The organism is Stenotrophomonas sp. 62841_Sma, from assembly GCF_056482945.1.
In genome coordinates, this window is the sequence record NZ_CM151224.1 from 565,989 (window position 1) to 586,142 (window position 20,154).

The 20,154-nt window shown below is 63.5% G+C and carries 16 protein-coding genes; 13 read left to right on the top strand and 3 right to left on the bottom strand.

Going from position 1 to position 20,154, the window contains the following annotated elements; all coding sequences use genetic code 11:
* Positions 1-82: 82 nt before the first annotated feature.
* Positions 83-1,210 (bottom strand): PilT/PilU family type 4a pilus ATPase, encoded by a 1,128-nt coding sequence (locus ACZK5G_RS02585; protein ID WP_032127971.1) that lies wholly within the window; start codon positions 1,208-1,210, stop codon positions 83-85.
* Between the two features lie 121 nt (positions 1,211-1,331).
* Between ACZK5G_RS02585 and ACZK5G_RS02590 the strand changes: the two genes are divergently transcribed.
* From ACZK5G_RS02590 to galE, 9 genes are all read left to right on the top strand, one after another.
* Positions 1,332-1,697 (top strand): DUF4398 domain-containing protein, encoded by a 366-nt coding sequence (locus tag ACZK5G_RS02590; RefSeq protein WP_049398394.1) that lies wholly within the window; start codon positions 1,332-1,334, stop codon positions 1,695-1,697.
* Positions 1,694-2,578 carry an OmpA family protein gene (locus ACZK5G_RS02595; RefSeq protein WP_107432729.1) on the top strand — a complete coding sequence of 295 codons (885 nt, stop codon included), beginning with the start codon at positions 1,694-1,696 and terminating at the stop codon, positions 2,576-2,578. The genes ACZK5G_RS02590 and ACZK5G_RS02595 overlap by 4 nt, the downstream gene beginning before the upstream one ends.
* A gap of 324 nt (positions 2,579-2,902) precedes the next feature.
* Positions 2,903-3,139 (top strand): HP1242/YdcH family protein, encoded by a 237-nt coding sequence (locus ACZK5G_RS02600; protein ID WP_004154075.1) that lies wholly within the window; start codon positions 2,903-2,905, stop codon positions 3,137-3,139.
* Positions 3,140-3,438: 299 nt separating this feature from the next.
* Complete coding sequence (locus tag ACZK5G_RS02605; RefSeq protein WP_032127973.1) at positions 3,439-4,809, top strand: pyridoxal-phosphate dependent enzyme; 1,371 nt, start codon at positions 3,439-3,441, stop codon at positions 4,807-4,809.
* Between the two features lie 123 nt (positions 4,810-4,932).
* Positions 4,933-6,108 (top strand): cystathionine gamma-synthase, encoded by a 1,176-nt coding sequence (locus ACZK5G_RS02610; RefSeq protein WP_197616403.1) that lies wholly within the window; start codon positions 4,933-4,935, stop codon positions 6,106-6,108.
* A gap of 31 nt (positions 6,109-6,139) precedes the next feature.
* Positions 6,140-7,003, top strand: a complete 864-nt coding sequence (locus ACZK5G_RS02615; RefSeq protein ID WP_106550208.1) for an ABC transporter permease — start codon at positions 6,140-6,142, stop codon at positions 7,001-7,003.
* On the top strand, positions 6,993-8,420 hold the full coding sequence (locus ACZK5G_RS02620; RefSeq protein ID WP_197616405.1) for an ATP-binding cassette domain-containing protein: 1,428 nt from the start codon (positions 6,993-6,995) through the stop codon (positions 8,418-8,420). The genes ACZK5G_RS02615 and ACZK5G_RS02620 overlap by 11 nt, the downstream gene beginning before the upstream one ends.
* Positions 8,421-8,436: 16 nt before the next feature.
* Positions 8,437-10,701, top strand: coding sequence for a class I SAM-dependent methyltransferase (locus ACZK5G_RS02625; protein WP_164080561.1), 2,265 nt, complete (start codon positions 8,437-8,439; stop codon positions 10,699-10,701).
* 42 nt (positions 10,702-10,743) lie between these two features.
* The gene (gene galE, locus ACZK5G_RS02630; protein ID WP_097048411.1) at positions 10,744-11,757 is read left to right on the top strand and encodes a UDP-glucose 4-epimerase GalE; all 1,014 of its coding nucleotides are present in this window, start codon (positions 10,744-10,746) and stop codon (positions 11,755-11,757) included.
* Positions 11,758-11,782: 25 nt separating this feature from the next.
* On the opposite strand, the gene ACZK5G_RS02635 is transcribed toward galE, so the two are convergent.
* Complete coding sequence (locus ACZK5G_RS02635; RefSeq protein WP_197616408.1) at positions 11,783-12,982, bottom strand: glycosyltransferase; 1,200 nt, start codon at positions 12,980-12,982, stop codon at positions 11,783-11,785.
* A gap of 16 nt (positions 12,983-12,998) precedes the next feature.
* On the bottom strand, positions 12,999-14,984 hold the full coding sequence (locus tag ACZK5G_RS02640) for an HAD family hydrolase (protein ID WP_164080564.1): 1,986 nt from the start codon (positions 14,982-14,984) through the stop codon (positions 12,999-13,001).
* A gap of 236 nt (positions 14,985-15,220) precedes the next feature.
* Between ACZK5G_RS02640 and ACZK5G_RS02645 the strand changes: the two genes are divergently transcribed.
* Genes ACZK5G_RS02645 through ACZK5G_RS02660 form a run of 4 tightly spaced genes read left to right on the top strand, consistent with a single transcriptional unit; the run spans position 15,221 to position 20,147 of the window.
* Complete coding sequence (locus ACZK5G_RS02645; RefSeq protein ID WP_097048408.1) at positions 15,221-16,210, top strand: glycosyltransferase family 2 protein; 990 nt, start codon at positions 15,221-15,223, stop codon at positions 16,208-16,210.
* Positions 16,207-17,199 (top strand): lysylphosphatidylglycerol synthase transmembrane domain-containing protein, encoded by a 993-nt coding sequence (locus tag ACZK5G_RS02650; RefSeq protein ID WP_478465242.1) that lies wholly within the window; start codon positions 16,207-16,209, stop codon positions 17,197-17,199. The genes ACZK5G_RS02645 and ACZK5G_RS02650 overlap by 4 nt, the downstream gene beginning before the upstream one ends.
* The gene (locus ACZK5G_RS02655; RefSeq protein WP_097048406.1) at positions 17,196-18,500 is read left to right on the top strand and encodes an NAD(P)/FAD-dependent oxidoreductase; all 1,305 of its coding nucleotides are present in this window, start codon (positions 17,196-17,198) and stop codon (positions 18,498-18,500) included. The genes ACZK5G_RS02650 and ACZK5G_RS02655 overlap by 4 nt, the downstream gene beginning before the upstream one ends.
* Positions 18,501-18,503: 3 nt before the next feature.
* The gene (locus ACZK5G_RS02660; RefSeq protein WP_164080566.1) at positions 18,504-20,147 is read left to right on the top strand and encodes a hypothetical protein; all 1,644 of its coding nucleotides are present in this window, start codon (positions 18,504-18,506) and stop codon (positions 20,145-20,147) included.
* Positions 20,148-20,154 lie beyond the last annotated feature (7 nt).

The following is a 20,154-nucleotide window of genomic DNA, read 5'->3' on the forward strand; positions in this document are numbered from 1 at the left end:
ATTCTTCAGAAAAAGGGGACGGAGGGGATTAAGTCGTAAATGCACTTACGACTTAATCCCCTCCGTCCCCTTTTTCGTGCGGTCAGAAGCCGTGGGTGATGCTTGGCTGCCCGGCCGAGAAATCCGCGTACGGGTCGTGCTCGCCACTGCTGCCTTCGGACAGGCGGAACTTCAGGGCCAGGCCATCGCGCGAGTCGGCCGCGCGCAGCGCTTCCTCCTGCTCGATGATGCCGGCCTTGGCCAGACGGAACAGGCACTGGTCGAAACTCTCCATGCCTTCCTCCAGCGAGCCTTCCATCGCCGCCTTGATCTCGTGCACCTGGCCGCGACGCAGCAGGTCACGGATCATCGGCGTGTTGATCAGCACCTCGGTGGCCGGCAGGCGACGGCCCTCCTTGTTCTTCACCAGGCGCTGGCTGATCACCGCACGCAGGTTCAGCGCCAGGTTCATCAGCACGTTCTTGTGCGCGCTTTCCGGGAAGAAGTTGAGGATGCGCTCGATGGTCTGGTCGGCGTTGTTGGAGTGCAGGGTGGCCAGGCACAGGTGGCCGGTTTCGGCGAAGGCGATCGCCGCCTCCATCGTTTCCGCATCCAGGATCTCGCCGATCAGGATCACGTCCGGCGCTTCACGCATCGCGTTCTTCAGCGCGTTGTGGAAGGCATGGGTGTCCAGCCCGACCTCGCGCTGGTTGACGATCGACATCTTGTGCTTGTGCAGGTACTCGATCGGGTCCTCGATGGTGAGGATGTGGCCGGTGGTGGTGCTGTTGCGGTGGTCGATCATCGACGCCAGCGAGGTGGATTTGCCGGAACCGGTGGACCCCACCACCAGCACCAGCCCGCGCGGGGTCATGATGACGTCCTTCAGCACCTGCGGCAGGTTCAGCTCCTCGATGCTCGGGATGCGGCTGCGGATGGCGCGGATGACCATGCCCACTTCGCCGCGCTGCTTGAACACGTTGACGCGGAAGCGCCCGGCATCGGGCAGGGCGATGGCCATGTTGAGCTCCAGCTCGCGCTCGAACTGCGGCACCTGGCCTTCGTCCATCAGCGAGTAGGCGATCTTCTTGACCATGCCCGGCGGCAGGCCGGTGTTGCCCAGCGGATAAAGCTTCCCCTCGATCTTGATGTAGACCGGTGCTCCGGTGGTCAGGAACATGTCCGAAGCGTTCTTTTCGGTCATCAGCTTCAGGAAGTAGCCGATATCCATTGCGAATTTTCCCCAACGAAACGGCCGACGCCCGTTGCCAGCACGGTGTCGGCTTGACGACAATGGCCGTGAACCGACAACCGGTACGGCCTCCCCAATGAAACGACTTAGCTTCGCACGAATGCGCCATGGCCTGTATGTGATGGCGTTTGCATTCGCACTGTCTGCCCCCGCCTGGGCGCAGGACGGCGCACTGGAACTGGCCCAGGCCCGGCAGGCGGTCGACAAGGCCACCCAGGCCGACGCCGACCAGTACGCCCCGGACCTGATCGGGCTGGCCCGGCAGGGGCTGGAACAGGCCCAGCGTGCTGCCGGCGACCGCCGCGAGCGCAAGAACGCTCCGGCGATCGCCCTGCGCGCCGCTGCCGATGCCGACCTGGCCCGCGCCCGCAGCGAGGAAGCCACCGTCACCGCGCAGCTGCAGTTGCGCCGCAACGAGGTCAACCAGCTGCAGCGCCAGCTGTCGACCGGGGAGGACCGCCGGTGAAGCCGATGACTGCCGCAACCCTGGCTGCCCTGCTGACGCTGCCGACCCTGGCCCTGGCCGCCGACAACCCGATGGTGGCGCAGCTGAGCCAGCGTCTGATGGCCATCCAGGCCAATCCCGACACGGCTGAGCTGGGCGCCTTCGAGCGCATGCAGGCCCAGCAGGCCATCGCCACCCTGGACAAGGCCAAGCGCCGCGACCAGGAGCTGGCCACCTACCTGGCCGAGCGCCGGGTGGAGATTGCCGAGACTGCCGTGCGTGCCGCATTGGCCGCGCGTGAGGTCGATCGCCTCGAGCGCACCCGCAGTGATCTGCTGATCGAGGCCAGCCGCCGCGATGCCGCCCGTGCCCGCCAGGAGGCCGAGCAGCTGCGCATGCAGGCGCAGATGCAGGCCGAGGAGGCTGAGCGCCTGCGCCAGGCCGCCGAGGCCGAGACCCTGGCCCGCCAGGATGCCGAGAATGCTCTGACCAGCGTGGCCGGCAAGCAGCAGCAGCGCCTCAGCGCTGCCCAGCAGAACGCCGCCAAGCTGGCCCGCGAGGAAGCCGAGCTGGTATCCGGGCAGAAGCTGCCGGGCTCGAAGTTCGATGGCCGTGGTGAGGTCTTCACCTTCAATGGTGACGCATTCGCCGCTGGCGCCTCCAGCCTGTCCGGTGGGGCCCGCAACCAGGCCAAGGCGCTGGCCGAGTACCTGAACATCGGCAAGAAGGGCCGCCTGCGCATCGAGGCCTATGACAGCGCCAACGGCGTCGGCCAGAAACGCGCCGAAGCGCTGCGCGACGCCCTGGTCGCGGCCGGTGTCGCGAGCAACCGGATCCAGCTCAGCGGCAAGAAGGCTGCGTCCACCCGGGCACGCTCGGCCGAGGTCATCATCGCCCCCTAATTGCTTGATATTGTTTGTTTTTCGTTGCAATGAGCATTCAGCCTGAACCCCGCCCCGGCGGGGTTCGGTCTTTTTGCCGCAGGGGTCTTGTACCCCGCCTTGAGCAGGCGTAGGGTCAATCGTCCGGGACGCAATGCCGCGGACCGGACGATGGGAGGGCCGGGCCGATGCAAACAGGGCGCGAACCGCAGCAGATCGACGTGCGCAGGCCAGTGCCGCAGGTCGTTGCAGGCGTCCAGGTGGCCATCGACCGGCGCTCCTCCATGAACAACGCCCCGTGCCTTGCGGCCGGGGCGTTCGTGTATCTGTCGAAGGAGGTCCATCATGTTTGAAGATCAGCCCCAGAGCGAGATCGACGCCCGTCGCGCGCGTGATCCGGAGTTCAGGGCACTCCATGACCAGCACCGCAAGTTGAACAAGAAGTGCATGGACGCGGAGTTGGGTGTACTCCCGATCGATGATGTCACCCTGGGTCGCATGAAGCGCGAGAAGCTGCTGGCCAAGCAACGACTTCTGCGAATGTACGAAACACCGCTCCCAATGACGTCCCCCACGCTTTGACGCACCCCGTCACGCCCGGAACGGCGTGACCCGGCCATCGATGGCCCCGCCGGGCGCTCCTGCCCCGGCATCGCGGCACCGCCGATGAGGCGGCCGCGCCAAGGCACCACAGGCCGTGGTGCCTTGGCCTGCAGGCACAGCTCACCGATGCGGGCGGTACCGGTCTCCTCGTCGATCCGGGGCCGTCCGCATCTCTTTTTACGGTGGACGGGCTGCGGCCCTGCCGACCTGACTTTCATCGCCATCCGTCGGATAATCATCGGTCCGGCCCTGTGCGGCGCGAACCGAAAGTCCTCCGAATGCCCATCCATTCTTCCGTCCTCGAACTCATCGGCCAGACCCCGATCGTCAAGGCCCAGCGCCTGGACACCGGCGTCTGCGAGCTCTACCTGAAGCTGGAGAGCGCCAACCCGGGCGGATCGATCAAGGATCGCATCGGCCTGTCGATGATCGAGGCGGCGGAAAAGCGCGGCGACCTGAAGCCCGGTGCCACCCTGGTCGAGGGCACGGCTGGCAACACCGGCCTGGGCCTGGCACTGGTGGCCCAGCAGAAGGGCTATAAGCTCATTCTGGTCGTTCCCGACAAGATGAGCCGGGAAAAGATCTTCAATCTGAAGGCGATGGGCGCCGAAGTGCGCCTGACCCGCTCTGACGTGGCCAAGGGCCATCCGGAGTACTACCAGGACCTGGCCAAGACCATCGCCGAGCAGACCCCGGGCGCCTACTTCATCAACCAGTTCGGCAACCCGGACAACCCGGCCGCGCATGAATTCGGTACTGGCCCGGAAATCCTCGAACAGATGGGCGGTGACCTCGACGCCATCGTGTTCGGCTGTGGCAGTTCCGGCACCATGACCGGCCTGTCGCGTGCCTTCGCCAAGCTGTCGCCGAAGACCGAGCTGGTGCTGGCCGATCCGGTCGGCTCGATCCTGGCCGAGTACATCAACGACGGCAATCTGAACGACAAGTCGGGCAGCTGGCTGGTGGAAGGCATCGGCGAGGACTTCCTGCCGTCGATCTCCGATTTCAGCCGCGTCAAGAAGGCTTATGCCATCAGCGATGCCGAGAGCTTCCACACCGCACGCGAACTGCTGGGCAAGGAAGGCATCCTGGGTGGTTCGTCCACCGGCACCCTGCTGGCCGCCGGCCTGAAGTACTGCAAGGAGCAGACCACGCCGAAGAAGGTGCTGGTGCTGGTGCCGGATACCGGCAACAAGTACCTGTCGAAGATGTACAACGACTACTGGATGCTGGACAACGGTTTCCTGCAGCGCCCGCAGCACGGCGACCTGCGCGACCTGATCCTGCGCCCGTACGGCCAGCGCGACACCGTGGTGATCGGTCCGAACGACCTGCTGACCACCGCCTACCAGCGCATGAAGCTGTACGACGTATCGCAGCTGCCGGTGATGGACGGCGAGCAGCTGGTCGGCATCGTCGACGAAAGCGACGTGCTGCTGCACGTGTATGGCGATGAGGCACGCTTCCGCGACACCGTCGCCACCGCGATGGTCAGCAAGCTGGACCGGCTGGACGTGAAGTCCCCGATCGAGGCGCTGCTGCCGGTGTTCGACCGCGGCCAGGTGGCGATCGTGATGGACGGCGACACTTTCCTGGGCCTGATCACCCGTATCGATCTGCTGAACTATCTGCGCCGTCGCGTGCAGTAAGCCGCTGATCGCCGACGTTCACTGCTGAATCCTGGTTTATCCGCGTCAAAGGTCGTTAAGGCCGCGCTGGTAGACTTCCGCACCTTCGATGGCGCCGTGCGTCGGCGCCCCTCAGGAAAGAACATGTCCAACGCAACTTCCCAGGATCGCGCCCTGGCCCTGGCTACCCTGGCCATCCACGGTGGCCAGTCGCCCGACCCCAGCACCGGCGCGGTGATGCCGCCGATCTACGCCACCTCGACCTACGCCCAGTCCAGCCCGGGCGAGCATCAGGGCTTCGAGTACTCGCGCACCCACAACCCGACCCGCTTCGCCTATGAGCGTTGCGTGGCGTCGCTGGAAGGCGGCACCCGTGGCTTCGCCTTCGCTTCGGGCATGGCGGCCAGCTCGACCGTGATCGAGCTGCTGGACGCCGGCAGCCATGTGGTGGCAATGGACGATATCTACGGCGGCAGCTTCCGTCTGTTCGAGCGCGTGCGTCGCCGCACCGCCGGGCTGGATTTCAGCTTCGTCGACCTGACCGATCTGGCCGCGTTCGAGGCCTCCATCACGCCGAAGACGAAGATGGTGTGGATCGAGACCCCGACCAACCCGATGCTGAAGATCGTCGACATCGCCGCGGTCGCCGCCATCGCCAAGCGCCATGGCCTGATCGTGGTGGTCGACAACACCTTCGCCTCGCCGATGCTGCAGCGTCCGCTGGAACTGGGTGCGGACCTGGTCCTGCATTCGGCCACCAAGTACCTCAACGGCCATTCGGACATGGTCGGCGGCATGGTCGTGGTCGGCGACAACGCTGAACTGGCCGAGCAGATGGCCTTCCTGCAGAACTCGGTGGGTGGCGTGCAGGGCCCGTTCGACAGCTTCCTGGCCCTGCGTGGCCTGAAGACCCTGCCGCTGCGCATGAAGGCACACTGCGCCAATGCGCTGGCCCTGGCGCAGTGGCTGGAGAAGCACCCGGCCGTGGAAAAGGTGATCTACCCGGGCCTGCCGTCGCACCCGCAGCATGAGCTGGCCGGCAAGCAGATGGCCGGTTACGGCGGCATCGTTTCGATCGTGCTCAAGGGCGGTTTCGAGGCGGCCAAGCGCTTCTGCGAGAAGACCGAACTGTTCACCCTTGCCGAATCGCTGGGCGGCGTGGAAAGCCTGGTGAACCATCCGGCGGTGATGACGCATGCCTCGATCCCGGTCGCGCGGCGCGAGCAGCTGGGTATCAGCGACGCGCTGGTAAGGCTGAGCGTGGGTGTTGAAGAGTTGGGGGATCTGCAGGTGGATCTGGAACGGGCGCTGGGCGCGTGACACAGCGGCCAGCCCGGGAGCACACACATCGATGAAAGACGTTGTCGTCCATACACCGAACTCGATTTCCGAGCGTACCAACCTGTTCAATGCGCCCAGGAAGCTGGCGCGGAGCATCTGGATCCATCGCAGTCTGATCGTGCAGATGACCCGGCGTGAAGTGACCGGACGTTACAAGGGGTCGTTGCTCGGCCTGGCGTGGTCGTTCTTCAATCCGCTGCTGATGCTGGTCATCTATACGTTCTTCTTCTCGGTGATCTTCAACGCCCGCTGGGGCACTGATGCCCCGGGCGGCAAGGCTGCATTCGCGATCATCCTGTTCTCCGGCCTGATCATGCATACCTTCCTGGCCGAATGCATCAACCGTGCTCCCGGTCTGATCGTGGGCAATGTGAACTACGTCAAGCGCGTCGTGTTTCCATTGGAGATTCTTACGCTGATCTCGATGGGCTCGGCGCTGTTCCACGCGGCGATCAGTCTCCTGGCGTTGTTTGCCGCGCAGCTGGCCTTCATGCAGGAGATGCACTGGACGGTGGTGTTCCTGCCGTTGGTGATGTTGCCCCTGGTCCTTGCGGCCATGGGCCTGTCATGGATCCTGGCCTCACTGGGCGTGTTCGTCCGTGACGTGGGGCAGATGACCGGTACGGCAATGACGATCCTGCTGTTCCTGTCACCGGTGTTCTATCCCATCAGCGCGCTTCCCGAGAAGTACCGTGGCTGGCTGATGCTCAATCCGCTGACCTTCATCATCGAGAATGCGCGCAAGGTGATCGTGTTTGGAACCTATCCTGACTTCCGCCAGCTGCTGGTGGGTACGGTGATCGCCGGTGTTGTTGCCATATTCGGCTTCTGGTGGTTCCAGAAGACCAGGAAGGGGTTTGCCGATGTCCTCTGATGAAGTAGCAATCAGTGTCCGTGGCGTCAGCAAGCGCTATGAGATGTATGACACTCCGCGTCAGCGGCTCAAGCAGTTCTTCGTTCCGGCACTTAACCGTGTCTCGCCGGGCCTTTGCCACGACCAGTTCCGTGAGTTCTGGGCGCTGCGCGACATCGATTTCGAGGTCAAGCGCGGTGAGGCGGTTGGCATCGTTGGTCGCAACGGCAGCGGCAAGAGCACGCTGTTGCAGATCATCACAGGTACGTTGTCGCCGACCACTGGTGAAGTTCGCACCAGCGGGCGCATCGCGGCGCTGCTGGAGCTCGGGTCGGGCTTCAATCACGAGTACTCCGGGCGCGAGAACGTTTATCTCAACGGCGCACTGCTGGGACTGACACCAGCCGAGATCGACGAGAAGTTCGATGCCATCGCCGGGTTCGCCGATATCGGTGACCACCTGGAACAACCCGTCAAGACATACTCCAGCGGCATGCTGGTGCGCCTGGCATTCGCCGTGCAGGTGCAGCTGCGGCCGGACATCCTGATCGTTGACGAAGCCCTGGCCGTGGGTGACGCGCTGTTCCAGAAGCGCTGCTTCCAGCAGATCGAGCGCCTCGTCAGTGACGGCGTATCGTTGCTGTTCGTTTCCCACGATCAGGAATCGGTGCGCACCTTGACCAATCGGGCGCTGCTGTTGCGCGATGGCCGGCAGATCGGCTGGGGAACGTCTTCGGAAGTGATCGTGAGCTACCGGCGACTGCTGCATGAGGAGGAGTCGCGCTACTTCTCGTCATTGACCGAGAAGATCGCGGCGTCGGCAGCCCTCCACAAGCAGGAAGCGGAGCCCTCGCTTCCCGTGCTGCCCCTCGATACGCAGGCCGATGCGGCTTCGTCGCCGCCGGTCGGAGAGGACGAGGTGGCCCAGGGCGCACGCTCGGGCAACATGTCCTTCGGCGACCAGCAGGCCTTCGTGGTGAAGGTGGAGACGCTGGACGAGGCGGGTGACAACGTATCCGTGTACTACCCCTCGCAGCGCATCACCATTCGTGTCGAATGCGAGAGTCGTGTCGCGATCAGCAATTTGAATGTCGGAATCCGCATTCGAAACAAGGAAGGCTTCAAGATCTATTCGTGGGGCACCCTGAATCAGGACATGAAGCGCCTGGCAGGCTTGGCAGAGGGCGAGGTCTTCTGGAACCGCCAGTTCGCCGCGGGGGAGAGGTTCAGCGTCACGTTCACCTGCGATTGTGATCTCGGTGTCAATCTGTATGAAATCCAGGCCGCTGTGTCGTTTGAAGAGCGGCCGGACTACACCAGCCAGCGCATACTGCACTGGATGGATGAAGCGGCGTTCTTCCAGGTGCTGATGCGCAGGGACGAGCATTTCTTTGGCGGTGTCATCGACCTGAGGATGCAGGCCGATTGGGATCGTTAGCGATGGGTGTGTGGACATGGGTGAGAACGAGAGCGTAGCGGTCTACCAGCTGCGTTGGGACCGGTGCTGGAGCGCCGGAGTGGAGGATGACCATCCGGCAATTGCTGCGTTCGCGCAGACCATCCTGGCCACTGCCGGTGCAGGCAGGGTGCTGGATGTTGGCTGTGGCCGCGGCGGGCTGGTCACCGAGCTGCTCAAGCAGGGCCTGGACGCCCATGGTGTCGATGTATCACAGGTCGCGATCACTGCTGCGCAGCATCGTGCGCCGGATCGCTTCATCTGCGCCGCTGCAACGTCACTGCCCTATCCTGATGGCCATTTCGATTGTGTCGTGGCCAACGGCCTCATCGAGTACCTGGATGAAGCGGATGTGCCGCGCGTGCTCTCCGAGCTGCGGCGGATCTGCCGAGGGCAGCTGCTGGTGCGCGTGCAGGTGTCGGCGGTCGTGACGGAGGGCGATGGCCGGCAGGTCATCCAGGGGCGCAGCTGGTGGGAGCAGAAGTGCTTCAACGCGGGCTTCCGCAAGCACCCCGGCTACTTCGACCTGATCAACTTCGAGTCGCTGAACTTCGACGATGGTGTGATTCTGCTGGCGCTGGAGGCGATGCCAGCGGTGGCGGGCGATGCAATGCACGACTCCTGCTGCAGCACGGGTATCGCGGCAGACGCTGAACTCTACAAGTACCACTGGGCGGCCGGTTATGTACGGCCGGGTGACCGGGTGCTGGACCTGGCGGCAGCGACTGGAGCAGGCAGCTATCTGCTGTCACGCCGCTCCGAGGCGGACACGCTGTACTGCGTGATCGATCCCGCCGCACGTATGGCCTTTGAAGCGGCCTACGCCGCAGTGGAGCCCCGTCTTCGCCCGACGCTGGCCGGCGCAGCGCCTGAAGTCGATTTTGTCGCGGCGCTTGGTGACCCGGTGACGCGCGGGACGATGGAGGGCCTGCTGGGCTCCTTGCAGGATGGGGTCTCGCCTGGAGGTCGCGTACTGCTGTCGCTGGTGGCTGATGGAGGCAACGCTGCGGAGCCATGGCCCGAGCTGCAGGATCTGCTCCCGCCCGGCTGGTACCTGGAACAGGCCTTCAGCTTGCTCGGTGGCATTCCCCGGGGCAGGGGCGGTGCGGTCCGTGCATTTTCTCCCTGCGGGCTGGAGTCCGCGGTCACGGTGCCGAAGGATGCCGAGTTGTTGCTGGTCGTGATGCGGGATCCGCTGGCGACAGGATTCATCTACCGCGAATCGGTCTATGGATCCAGTGACAGGCCAGCTGAAGTACTGGAATTCGCCCGCGACTATCGAAATCCCTGGCTGCTGCGTGCGCTGGTGGAGTTTCCGTTCCGCGCACGCAATCCGCAGGTACTCGCCGATATCGCCCGGCGCGTGCTGGGGGAGCCGGCGAACGAGGGTGCCCCGGACGTGGCGGCTGCATTGGCGGTGCTCGGCTACCAGATGCTTGAGCGTCAGGAGCTGGCAGCCGCGGAGGTCAACGCCCTCATCAGGCGGATGGTGGAACACCTGGACTGCGCCATTCCGTCGCCACACGCCGTGCGCTGGTCGATCTCGCTGCGCTATCTGTGCGCCTCCCTGCTGCGTCGTATCGGTGACCTGGAGGGGGCCCTGGAAGCGCTTGATGCGGTTGTTGCCGTTGACTGGCGCTCGTTCAGCCCGACCATCGGTACCAAGATTGTCGATGCTGCCTACGAGGCCGGACAGTTGCTGGCAGCGGCCGGTAGGCTGGAGCAGGCCCGGGCCCGCTGGCGCATGGCCAGTGAAGTCGCGTTCGAGATGCTTGCGTGCGGGCATGAGGCTTACCTGGGTGATTCGCAGCAGCCACAGCAGTTCGCGTCGATCGTCGGTGTGGAACTTCTGGACTCGGCAACGCGCAGCATCAAGGCGCTGCGCTGGTCGTCTCCGGCGCGGCAACTGCCCCAGGAGCGGCTGCTCGAGCAGAGCCGGCAATGCTGGAAATGGATGATCCGCGAGCGTACCGACTCGATCGCATCCCAGGCGCGCCTGCTGGACCAGCGTTGGCAGATCCTGCAGTCGCTGGACCAGATGGTGTCCGAACGGGATGAGGTGATTCAATCGCAGGGGCACCTGATCGATGCTCGCGATGAATCGATCCGTTCGATGACTGCCTTGATCGACGCGCGCGATGAGGCTCTGCAGGGGCAGGCCGACCTCCTGGAGGCTCGCTGGAAGGTGATGACCCATATGGATACCGAAATCGCGGCGCGTGACCAGATCATTGCGAGCCTCAACCAGAAGCTCGGCAAGTAGTCCATCCCAGCGGCAAGTACGAAGAAATAAGGAAGAACAAGGATGAAGATCCTGGTAACTGGCGGCACCGGCTACATCGGCTCGCACACGTGCGTGAAGCTTGTCGAGCAGGGTTACGATGTCTGCCTGGTGGACAATCTCTGCAACTCCTCGGCACGTGTGGTAGACCAGCTGGCCAAGATCATCGGCTTCACTCCCGAGTTCCATCAGATGGACATCCGCGAGCCGGCATTCGCCGAGCTGCTGCGCAGCAGCGGTGCGGAGGCGGTGATCCATTTCGCCGCGCTTAAGTCGGTGGCCCAGTCGGTCGCCGATCCGCTTTCCTACTTCGACAACAACATCACCGGCACCCTGTGCCTGCTGCGGGCCATGAAGGACGCAGGTGTCGGCAAACTCGTGTTCAGTTCATCGGCCACGGTCTATGGCGATGGCAACACCTCGCCGATCACAGAGTCGGCCGGCCTTGGTGCGGTCAATCCCTATGGCCGTACCAAGCTGGTGATGGAACAGATGATCGGCGATCTGACCGCCTCCATGCCGGAGTTCGGGGCAGCGCTGCTGCGCTACTTCAACCCTGTCGGTGCCCACGAGAGCGGATTGATCGGTGAGGATCCCAACGGCCCGCCGAACAATCTGATGCCCTACATCTCGCAGGTTGCAATTGGCCGTCGTACCGCATTGAACGTGTTCGGCAATGACTATCCCACCAGTGACGGCACGGGAGTGCGCGACTACGTGCACGTGGTCGACCTGGCCGAGGCCCATGTGCGCGCCATCGATGCCCTGCAGAAGCATCCGCGGGGCTTCACCGTGAACCTGGGAACGGGGCGCGGCTATAGCGTGCTTGAGGTGGTGCATGCATTCGAGCGGGCGTCGGGCCAGAGCATCGCGGTGGACTTCGCGCCGCGCCGGGAAGGTGACGTGGCCGAGTGCTTTGCTGATACGGGCCTGGCCGAGCAGTTGCTGGGCTGGAAGGCGCAGTTCGACCTGCAGCGCATGTGTGAGGACAGCTGGCGCTGGCAGACGCAGTATCCGAGAGGCTATCAGGACGCTTGAACAGCGTCCTGGGTGGCAGGCTGGTTCAGAACCAGCCCTCGCCGATGTAACGGCACCACTGACGGAAGTCGTGGATGGCGCGGATGCGGTACAGGCGCGCGCCCACGCGCTTGCGCAGGCTTACGTGTTGCGGGATGTGCTTGAGACGCTCGTTCTCGTCGGCAACATAGCGCGCCCAGAAGTGCTCGTTGCGTTCGCGCAGTTCGGTGCGGTCGACCGCCGGCACCGTGTGCATCTGGCGAAGCACTGCCTCGAACTGGGTCGACGAGGTATCCCAATCGGGCCAGGCCTCGGCCGTGGCAATCGCGTTGTGCTTCAGTCGCTGGAGTTCGTCCGGAGAGTCCTTCAGCAGATTCAGCGCGTTGACCACGCCGGCCTCGTCGTCACGCTGCAGGACCAAGGCGTTCTCGCCATTGCGGATGTACTCGTCATGGCCGGTGACGTTGTAGACGATCGCGGTGCCGCCGCAGTGGAACATTTCCAGAGGCGGCCCGAACATGCCCTCGACATAGCTCAGCTTGACGATCACATCGCACGAGCGATAGATCGCGGGAACCTGGTCAATCGGAACCCTTGAGAACAGGCGGTCGACTCCCGGGTACCAGCGCAGCTGGCTGGACGTCAGCAGCCAGGTCTGATCGGCGCGGCTGGTCCTGGCCAGTTTCAGGCTGCGGCCGACGTTCTTGAAGAACACGCCGAAGGGTCCTTCGACCAACACGCGCAGATCGCGACCACGCGGCGCGTGGGCCGGGCCGTCCAGGCGGTAGAGGTCCTTGCGGATGCCATTGCGCACCAGGCGGGCATCGTTGGCGTGGCGTTCCTGCAGGTGCTCCTGGATCCAGGTCGCCTCGGTGACGACCGGCAGCCCCAGATCGTAGGTGCTGTCGACCAGCGACTGCAGAGGTCGTTCCGCGTCCGGGTAGAAGCGCGATTCGATGGACTGCACGAAGTAGGCATACTGGTCGGCATTGATCTTGTGCAGTTCGGTGGCGGTACGCCACCAGGTGGCGATCGCCAGGTCGAAGTGCTCCTCACCCAGGTCCCAGATCTGCACGATCCGCAGGACATCGAGCGCGGGGTGCCATTTGCGTTGGCTCGCGACATAGGGGTACTGCAGGACAAGGGTGACGTCATGCCCTTCCTGGATCGCATGCAGTGCATGCTGGAACACCACGTAAGTACCGCCGCTGATGTCGGCAGAGCCGACAAAGAACGCAATTTTCATTCATGCTTCCCGGTGATCAATCTTCAATGCCGCGCAGTCGACCTGATGCGTAGCGCGAGGCAACCCAGCGGCCGCCGCGCTGCAGGCAGGTCAACAGGGGCCAGAAGCCAAGGTTGTCCACGCCATTGCGGCGCAATGACAGGTAGAAACGAAGCTTGTCGATGAACGAAGGTTGATGTGCGCCGACATCGAAGGTGGAATGATTGAACACGCCGAAATTCTCGACGTGGTAAACGTTCTCGAACCACTCGATTGCGGCCTGGTCCGGCTGCAGCAGCATGCGTGCATGCGCGTGCGTAGCCAGGCGTTCCAGCTCGCGGGCAGGGATGTTGTGGTGGCGGAAGACGCGGTCCAGCTCGACGAACAGGTCCCACAACTGGGCTTGCAGCGGTGCGACCTTGCTGCGGAACAGCGATTCCTCGCTGAATTCCTGGTGGCTGACCACGGGCAGGCCGCTGGCATCGAAGCCGTAGCGCAATGCGGAGCCATGGTCGGCCGCGAGCACGACTTCGAACAGGGCTCGATTCTCGTTGAAAATGGCGAAGTTGCGGCTGGTGCTGCCGATGCAGGAGAACAGCAGGCCATCCTTCCGGTTCCGGTCCGAAGCCGAGCCGCTGGCGACCAGACCGATGTAGTGGCCCTGTACGGCTGTCAGGCCGGTATCCGCCCCGATCACGATGGCCGAAATGTTGTCCTGGATGGTGCCCTTCCAGCCCACATCGACCAGGTGCAGGGTCTGGACTGCGGTGTCGGCGCCGAAGCTGTCCAGATAGGCGAGGAATGCTGAGCGGCGTGCCAGGCGCTCCTGCTCATAGGTCTGCTGGAACAGCGCGTCGGCACGAAGGCGAGAGAAGACCTCGCTGGACGGCAGGTCGTCATGGATGGCATCGGCATCCACGCCAAGACGCGTGGCCAGTTCCGCAGACATCGACTGCAGGCCAAGGCTGGACAGGAAATCGTTGAGTGAAATGCGCCGGTACTGGCGGAACAGCGTCTCAAAGGCTTCCTCGGCCAGTGGCTGCAGTGAGGGCAGTAGCGTGGCACGGCGTGAGACTTCCAGATAATGGCTTCGGATGCGAACTGCGCCCTGAAGCCGCCGCGTGTTCTGATAGTGATCGAACATGCGCTTCAGGAACTGGCCCTCACGGGCCAGGAAGAACACGTCATGGGCGCCTTCGCGGACAAGGCGGGCGTGCAGGCGATCAATGAAAAGGTGGAGCGTGAGCGCCAGCTCACGGAACACGCCGGGGCCGGCACCTAGCAGGCGATTGATGTCGGAGCGGGTGCCGGCAAGGTCGGCGGCACGTTCAGCCAGCACTTGGTAGTGGGCATGACGCTGGCTGCGATCCAGGTGGATGGCGTGCAGGCCGGCGGCCCTGGCGTTGTTGAAATCAGCGTGCTCGTTGTCACCAATCATCACCACGCGATCTGCGGTGATGCCCGTTTCCGCAAGCACACGGGCATACATTCCACTGCCGCGCTTGGTTGTGAACGAATCACATGAGACGAACATGCGTTTGAATGCCGAATCCAGCCCATGATGGGCAAGGAATCGCTGAAATACGTCGATTTCAAGATAGAAATCGCTGACCAGCCAGCATTCGACTCCCTTTGCCGTGAGCTCCCGGACCAGGCCCACGACCTGTTCGTCCAACTGCTGGGTAGACAGTTCCAGCGATACTTCCAGGTCCAGCGCCAGCGTGGCGAATGCGGCACGAGGCATCGACTGCAAGCCCGGGTTGGCATCCCAGAGTTCGGTATAGACCTCGCTGGCACGGAATTCGCTGTCCAGGCCGGGGCCGCGATCAATGGCGCAATGGGCGGCCTCACGGACGTTGCGCTGACGATACAGCTCGGGGCCGTCGGGGCCCTCGGGAAACACGCGGGCAATTCCCTCGGCCCACAGCCGCTTTACATCCTCCGGGTGGATGCCCCGGGATACCAGGGTATCGAAGTAGTCGAAGCAGACCACCGAAGGCTGAATGCGTTCAATTTCACTCATGACCCGCTGTGGGTCGATATCGGTGCAATGCTGTTGGGTCATGGACTGTCGCGAATGGCCTGTAGCGAAAGGGGGGGGCGGATTACGCAAGAGGGGAAAGTGATGGTATCAGCGTCGCCCGGGACCGCGGTAGCGCAAAGGTGGAGAGGCTCGGATATCATCTCCGGCTGAAAAACGACACGGCCTGAATGGGCTGTGTGCCGTTCATCCGAAGGATGTGGACCCAGGACCCTGCAATGAGCATTAACAATCCGGACGGCAGATTGTTGTCTATCGTCGTACCTTGCTACAACGAGGAAGAGGTGCTGGCCGAGACACTGCGCCGCCTCTCCGAGACCGCAGAAACCCTTGAGGCCCGTGGACTGAAGGTTGAATTGGTATTCGTAGACGATGGCAGCCGGGATCGCACCCGTGAACTGCTGAGACACTATGCCGCCAGTGATCGTCGTGTTCGCATGCTGGGCTTTGCACGCAATTTCGGCCATCAGCTGGCGGTGACCGCTGGCATCGACGCGGCGCGCGGCGATGCAGTGGTCCTGATCGACGCCGACCTGCAGGATCCGCCGGAAGTCATCGCGGAAATGGTCGATCGCTGGGAAGAGGGGTTCGACGTTGTCTATGGAACCCGCACGGACCGCCCGGGTGAATCGCGGTTCAAGCTGGCTACCGCTCGGGTCTTCTATCGCGTGCTCAACCGCCTGTCCGATGTGCCGATCCCGCTGGATACCGGTGACTTCCGCTTGATGAGCCGCAATGTCGTCGAGGTGCTGAAGTCGATGCCGGAGCAGGATCGCTTCGTTCGCGGGATGGTCAGCTGGGTGGGTTTCAACCAGATCGCGTTGCCCTATCGCCGCGACAAGCGCTTTGCCGGCGAAAGCAAATATCCGTTGCGGAAGATGGTGCGCTTCGCGACCGACGGAATCCTGTCTTTCTCGGCCAAGCCACTGCAGCTTTCGGTGACGCTGGGCGTGCTGAGCTCGTTGCTCGCGATGCTGGTCATCGTCTATTCGCTGGCCATGCGCCTGTTTACCCAAGAATGGGTGCCGGGCTGGACCGCACTGATGATCGCGGTGCTGTTCCTGGGGGGCGTGCAGCTGATCTGCGTTGGCATCCTGGGCGAGTACATCGGCCGCATCTACCGTGAGGTAAAGCGTCGCCCATTGTACATCGTGCAGGAAACAAGGGATGGCACCACAGTCGTCAGGCAGGCGGAGGCTGGCGAATGAGCGGGGCCCGAAAGGTCCTGCGACTGCTGGTCGGGGTGGGGGTGGCAGGCTTGTTCGGCTGGCTGGTGCTGCGCCAGGTCAGCTACGAGCAGCTGAGCAATGCCTTTGCCAACGTCGGCTGGGGCTGGCTGGGATTGGCCCTGCTGTGCTTCCTGCTGAGCTATTCGGCACGCATCGAGCGCTGGCGCCGGATGCTGGCGCGCGACAATGCCGCCCTGCGCTGGCGCGACTGCGCGGGACCATTCATGGGCAGTTTCGCCATGAACAATGTATTGCCGATGCGCGCTGGCGACATCCTCCGTGCCTTTGCGTTCAATGACCGTCTCGGAGTCACCTCCGGTGTTGTGGTGGCGACCCTGTTTGTCGAGCGCCTGCTGGACCTGCTGATGGTCGTGCTGCTGCTTGGCATTGCGTTGTGGGTCAGTGGCGTCAGTGATTCGCTGGCCGGCGGTGTCGGGATCTGGACGCTGGCGGCGGCAGGGCTGGTGATTGCCCTGGTGTTGTTGTTCCCGGGCGCGTTCTCGCCGTTGCTGGCCTGGGGCGGTCGCCTGCTCTCGCGCATTTCGCCCCGCATCGGAGCCCGCGTGCAGGATGAGCTGTTGAAGGGGGTCGATACCCTCGGCCATCTTTCCGGCAAGGGCACCATGGCTGGCCTGATGCTGTGGTCGGTGCTGGCCTGGACTGGTGAGGGGCTGGTGTTCTACATGTGCGCCAAAGCGCTGGCCAGCCTCGCGGTTGCCGCCGCAGCCTGGCTGGCTTTGCCGCTGGGAACCCTGGCCACGCTGCTCCCCGGCACACCTGGTTACGTGGGTACTTTCGACTACTTCGTGGTCAGGGCGATGACGGCGATGGGCAACGGTGTTGCCGAATCGACTGTCTATGCCCTGCTGGTCCATTTCATGTTGTGGCTGCCGCCGACAGTGATCGGCGGTCTGTTCCTGATGACCCGCTCGATGCGGGGCAAGCCGTCTTCCGAGGATAGGAAATGAAGAACAAGAGCGTTGCCATCATCGGTGGCGGATTCACCGGTCTTACCGCGGCCTATGAACTGGCGCGCAATGGCGTGCAGGTGACGGTGCTGGAGGCAGAAGCCGACGTTGCCGGCCTGGCAGCGGCATTCGACGTCGGTGGGGAAAAACTGGATTGCTTCTATCACCACTGGTTCACCAACGACCTGGAGGTCATGCAGCTCATCGACGAGCTGGGTCTGAACGATCGGGTTGAAGTGAATCCGACGAATACCGGCATGTACTACGCCAACAACTTCTTCCGCCTGTCCACGCCCTGGGACCTGCTCAACTTCACACCGCTTTCGTTCGTCGATCGCATCCGCCTGGGCCTGCTCGCCCTGCGCGCGCGCAGGGTCAAGCATTGGATGGAGCTGGAAGGCCTGACTGCGTCCCAGTGGCTGAAGAGCCTGGGCGGCGAGAAGGTCTATGAGGTGGTGTGGGAGCCGCTGCTGAAGGGCAAGTTCGGTCCTTACGCCGACACGGTTTCCGCCGTATGGTTCTGGAACAAGCTGAAGTTGCGTGGCGGTAGCCGTGGCAAGGGCGGTGAAGAGCGCCTGGCCTATTTCCGCGGTGGCTTTGCCAGCCTTGCCGAGGCGTTGGCGGCTCGCATCGTGGCGTTGGGGGGCAAGGTCATCACCGGTACCCGTGTCGACAGCTTCGCCCCCAAGGGTGACGGCTGGCAGTTGCAGACAAGTGCCGGCCCGATCGATGCCGACAAAGTGCTGGCCACCACCGCGCTGCCGCTGGTGGCCGACATGGTCTCCGGCTGGGCGTCGCCGGAGTATGTGCAGTCGTTGCAGCGCATCCAGTACATCGGTAATGTCTGCCTGGTGCTGGAGATGGACCGCAAGCTGTCTGATACCTATTGGTTGAACGTCAACGATCCCAGCTTCCCGTTCGTCGGCGTCATCGAGCACACCAACTTCGAGCGTGCCGAGACCTATGGTGGCAGCCATATCGTCTACCTGTCCAAGTACCTGCCGCATACGGATGCGCTGTATTCGATGGACCGTGATCAGTTCCTCGACTTCGCGTTGCCCTATCTGCAGAAGATGTTCCCTGCACTGCGCCGTGAGTGGATCACCAAGCACCACCTCTGGCGCGCGCGCTGGTCCCAGCCGGTTGTCGAGAAGTTCTACAGTCGCCTGATCCCGGAAGTGCGCGGGCCGGAACAGGGCTTCTACCTGTGCTCGATGGCGCAGATCTACCCGGAAGATCGTGGTACCAACTATGCGATCCGTGAAGGTCGCAAAGTGGCGCACGCAATCCTCGGGGGCTGAATCATGGCCGTCGTCGCGCGGATTCTGTTGACCCTGTTGCTGGGGTACCTGTGCCTGGTGGCTGGCCGCGCCGTGCTGGCATTCCAGCACGGTACCTGGGGAAAGAGCTATTACGTCCTGGTGGACGACGGTGGGAAGAAGGTATTCGACCAGCGTGCACGGCCGGTCCCGGAAGAAGTGCTGAGGGGGCGTGGCCTGGGTTGGGAAGGTGATGTCCTGACCCAGGACGGGCAACCTCTGTCCAGCCATGCCGACGACCAGGTACGGGTGTTCCGTGCCGACGGTGGTCCGCTGGATTTGGCGGTGGTCCGCTGGCTGGGCCTTGGTGCAGTGCTGGCCCTGATGGTCCTGATGTGGCGCCTCCAGGTTGCAGGGCGGTGGCTGGTTCGGCTGCGCACCACCTTCCCGTGGTTGCGGCCGGTGGATCTGCTGGTGGTGACGGGCCTGTTGCTGTTCTCCCTGCTCAAGGTCGGCATCATCGACATGGGTCCCTTCGGGTGCGTCATCACCGGGCTGCAGTTCGGCCTGAACTACTACGTCCATGACGTGCTGGTCGGTACCAGTGGGGCGCTGACGATCTACCCGTACAACCCGCTGAGCCTGATCTGGATGCAGGCCCTGGCCGGCATCCACAGCGACCTGCAGTCGATCGGGATGAATCTGCGTCCCTATGCACTGGTCAGCCTGTCGATCGTGGCTGCCTATATCTGGCTGTGCCTGGAATTGCAGTTGCTGTTCAAGGAGCGCTGGCGCGGCAATCCGCGCCTGCTGTTCTTCGTACTGCTGTTCAATCCCTTCGGCCTCTACTATTCGCTGGTCCTGGGCCAGGTCGATGTGATTGCGGTGGCCCTGCTGGTGGCGGGCGCGCGCCGGGTTCTCGCTCCGGGAACACTGGCCGCCGGACTGGGCCTGGTGGTGCTGGGCCTGGTGTTCGCCAAGCCTCAGCACATGCTGGTCCTCCCTGCATTGGCCATCGCCCTATTCGCTGCCCGTAGGCAGGCACTCAAGGGGCGCATCCTGCTGATCGCGGCCGCGGTGACAGTGGCCAGCCTGGCCATCTACTGGAGCTACGGCCGGGTGCCGGCCTATGCCCTGTCACTGGGGGTGAACCCGCAGTCGCAGCGGATCGGCTGGGCCACCTGGTTCCCGTTGTTTGGCGATGCAGTGGTGATCAACCGACCGTTGGCCTTCCTGACCATTGCGTTCCTGGTCCTGGCTTACCGGGTGAAGCACGTTGCCGATGGCATGGGGGCCTGGCAGGTTGTCGCGCTGGTGACCGCAGCATTAACTGCCTGGTTCCAGGCGGCCTATGCGCACACCTTCGGCATGGCCATGCTGATGTTCCCGGCCCTGATGCTGCTGGTGGCCGAAGCTGAGGACCGTTGGCGTGCCGCGGGTGTCTGGCTGGCGTCGATCCTCCTGTTGGTGGGTTGGGGAACCGGCGAGGTCGGGGACATGGCGGGCATCTTCGGCAAAGTGCTTTTCAGCCCGGAAAGGGTCCATCACATCGTGGCATTGGGTGTGAACTATCCGTCCCTGCTGGCGACGTTGGAGGCGGCAGCCTACATCGCATTTGGCGTGATGTTGATGCTGCGCCTGCTGGGTGGTGCGGAAACGGCAGACGCCGGTCGCTACATCGATCGTTGAGCACTAC

Bases quoted from the DNA above. Each gene is read 5' to 3' on its own strand.
- ACZK5G_RS02585 (WP_032127971.1), bottom strand. From the start codon at position 1,210: ATGGATATCGGCTACTTCCTGAAGCTGATGACCGAAAAGAACGCTTCG.
- ACZK5G_RS02590 (WP_049398394.1), top strand. From the start codon at position 1,332: ATGCGCCATGGCCTGTATGTGATGGCGTTTGCATTCGCACTGTCTGCC.
- ACZK5G_RS02600 (WP_004154075.1), top strand. From the start codon at position 2,903: ATGTTTGAAGATCAGCCCCAGAGCGAGATCGACGCCCGTCGCGCGCGT.
- ACZK5G_RS02605 (WP_032127973.1), top strand. From the start codon at position 3,439: ATGCCCATCCATTCTTCCGTCCTCGAACTCATCGGCCAGACCCCGATC.
- ACZK5G_RS02610 (WP_197616403.1), top strand. From the start codon at position 4,933: ATGTCCAACGCAACTTCCCAGGATCGCGCCCTGGCCCTGGCTACCCTG.
- ACZK5G_RS02615 (WP_106550208.1), top strand. From the start codon at position 6,140: ATGAAAGACGTTGTCGTCCATACACCGAACTCGATTTCCGAGCGTACC.
- ACZK5G_RS02620 (WP_197616405.1), top strand. From the start codon at position 6,993: ATGTCCTCTGATGAAGTAGCAATCAGTGTCCGTGGCGTCAGCAAGCGC.
- ACZK5G_RS02625 (WP_164080561.1), top strand. From the start codon at position 8,437: ATGGGTGAGAACGAGAGCGTAGCGGTCTACCAGCTGCGTTGGGACCGG.
- galE (WP_097048411.1), top strand. From the start codon at position 10,744: ATGAAGATCCTGGTAACTGGCGGCACCGGCTACATCGGCTCGCACACG.
- ACZK5G_RS02635 (WP_197616408.1), bottom strand. From the start codon at position 12,982: ATGAAAATTGCGTTCTTTGTCGGCTCTGCCGACATCAGCGGCGGTACT.
- ACZK5G_RS02640 (WP_164080564.1), bottom strand. From the start codon at position 14,984: ATGAGTGAAATTGAACGCATTCAGCCTTCGGTGGTCTGCTTCGACTAC.
- ACZK5G_RS02645 (WP_097048408.1), top strand. From the start codon at position 15,221: ATGAGCATTAACAATCCGGACGGCAGATTGTTGTCTATCGTCGTACCT.
- ACZK5G_RS02650 (WP_478465242.1), top strand. From the start codon at position 16,207: ATGAGCGGGGCCCGAAAGGTCCTGCGACTGCTGGTCGGGGTGGGGGTG.
- ACZK5G_RS02655 (WP_097048406.1), top strand. From the start codon at position 17,196: ATGAAGAACAAGAGCGTTGCCATCATCGGTGGCGGATTCACCGGTCTT.
- ACZK5G_RS02660 (WP_164080566.1), top strand. From the start codon at position 18,504: ATGGCCGTCGTCGCGCGGATTCTGTTGACCCTGTTGCTGGGGTACCTG.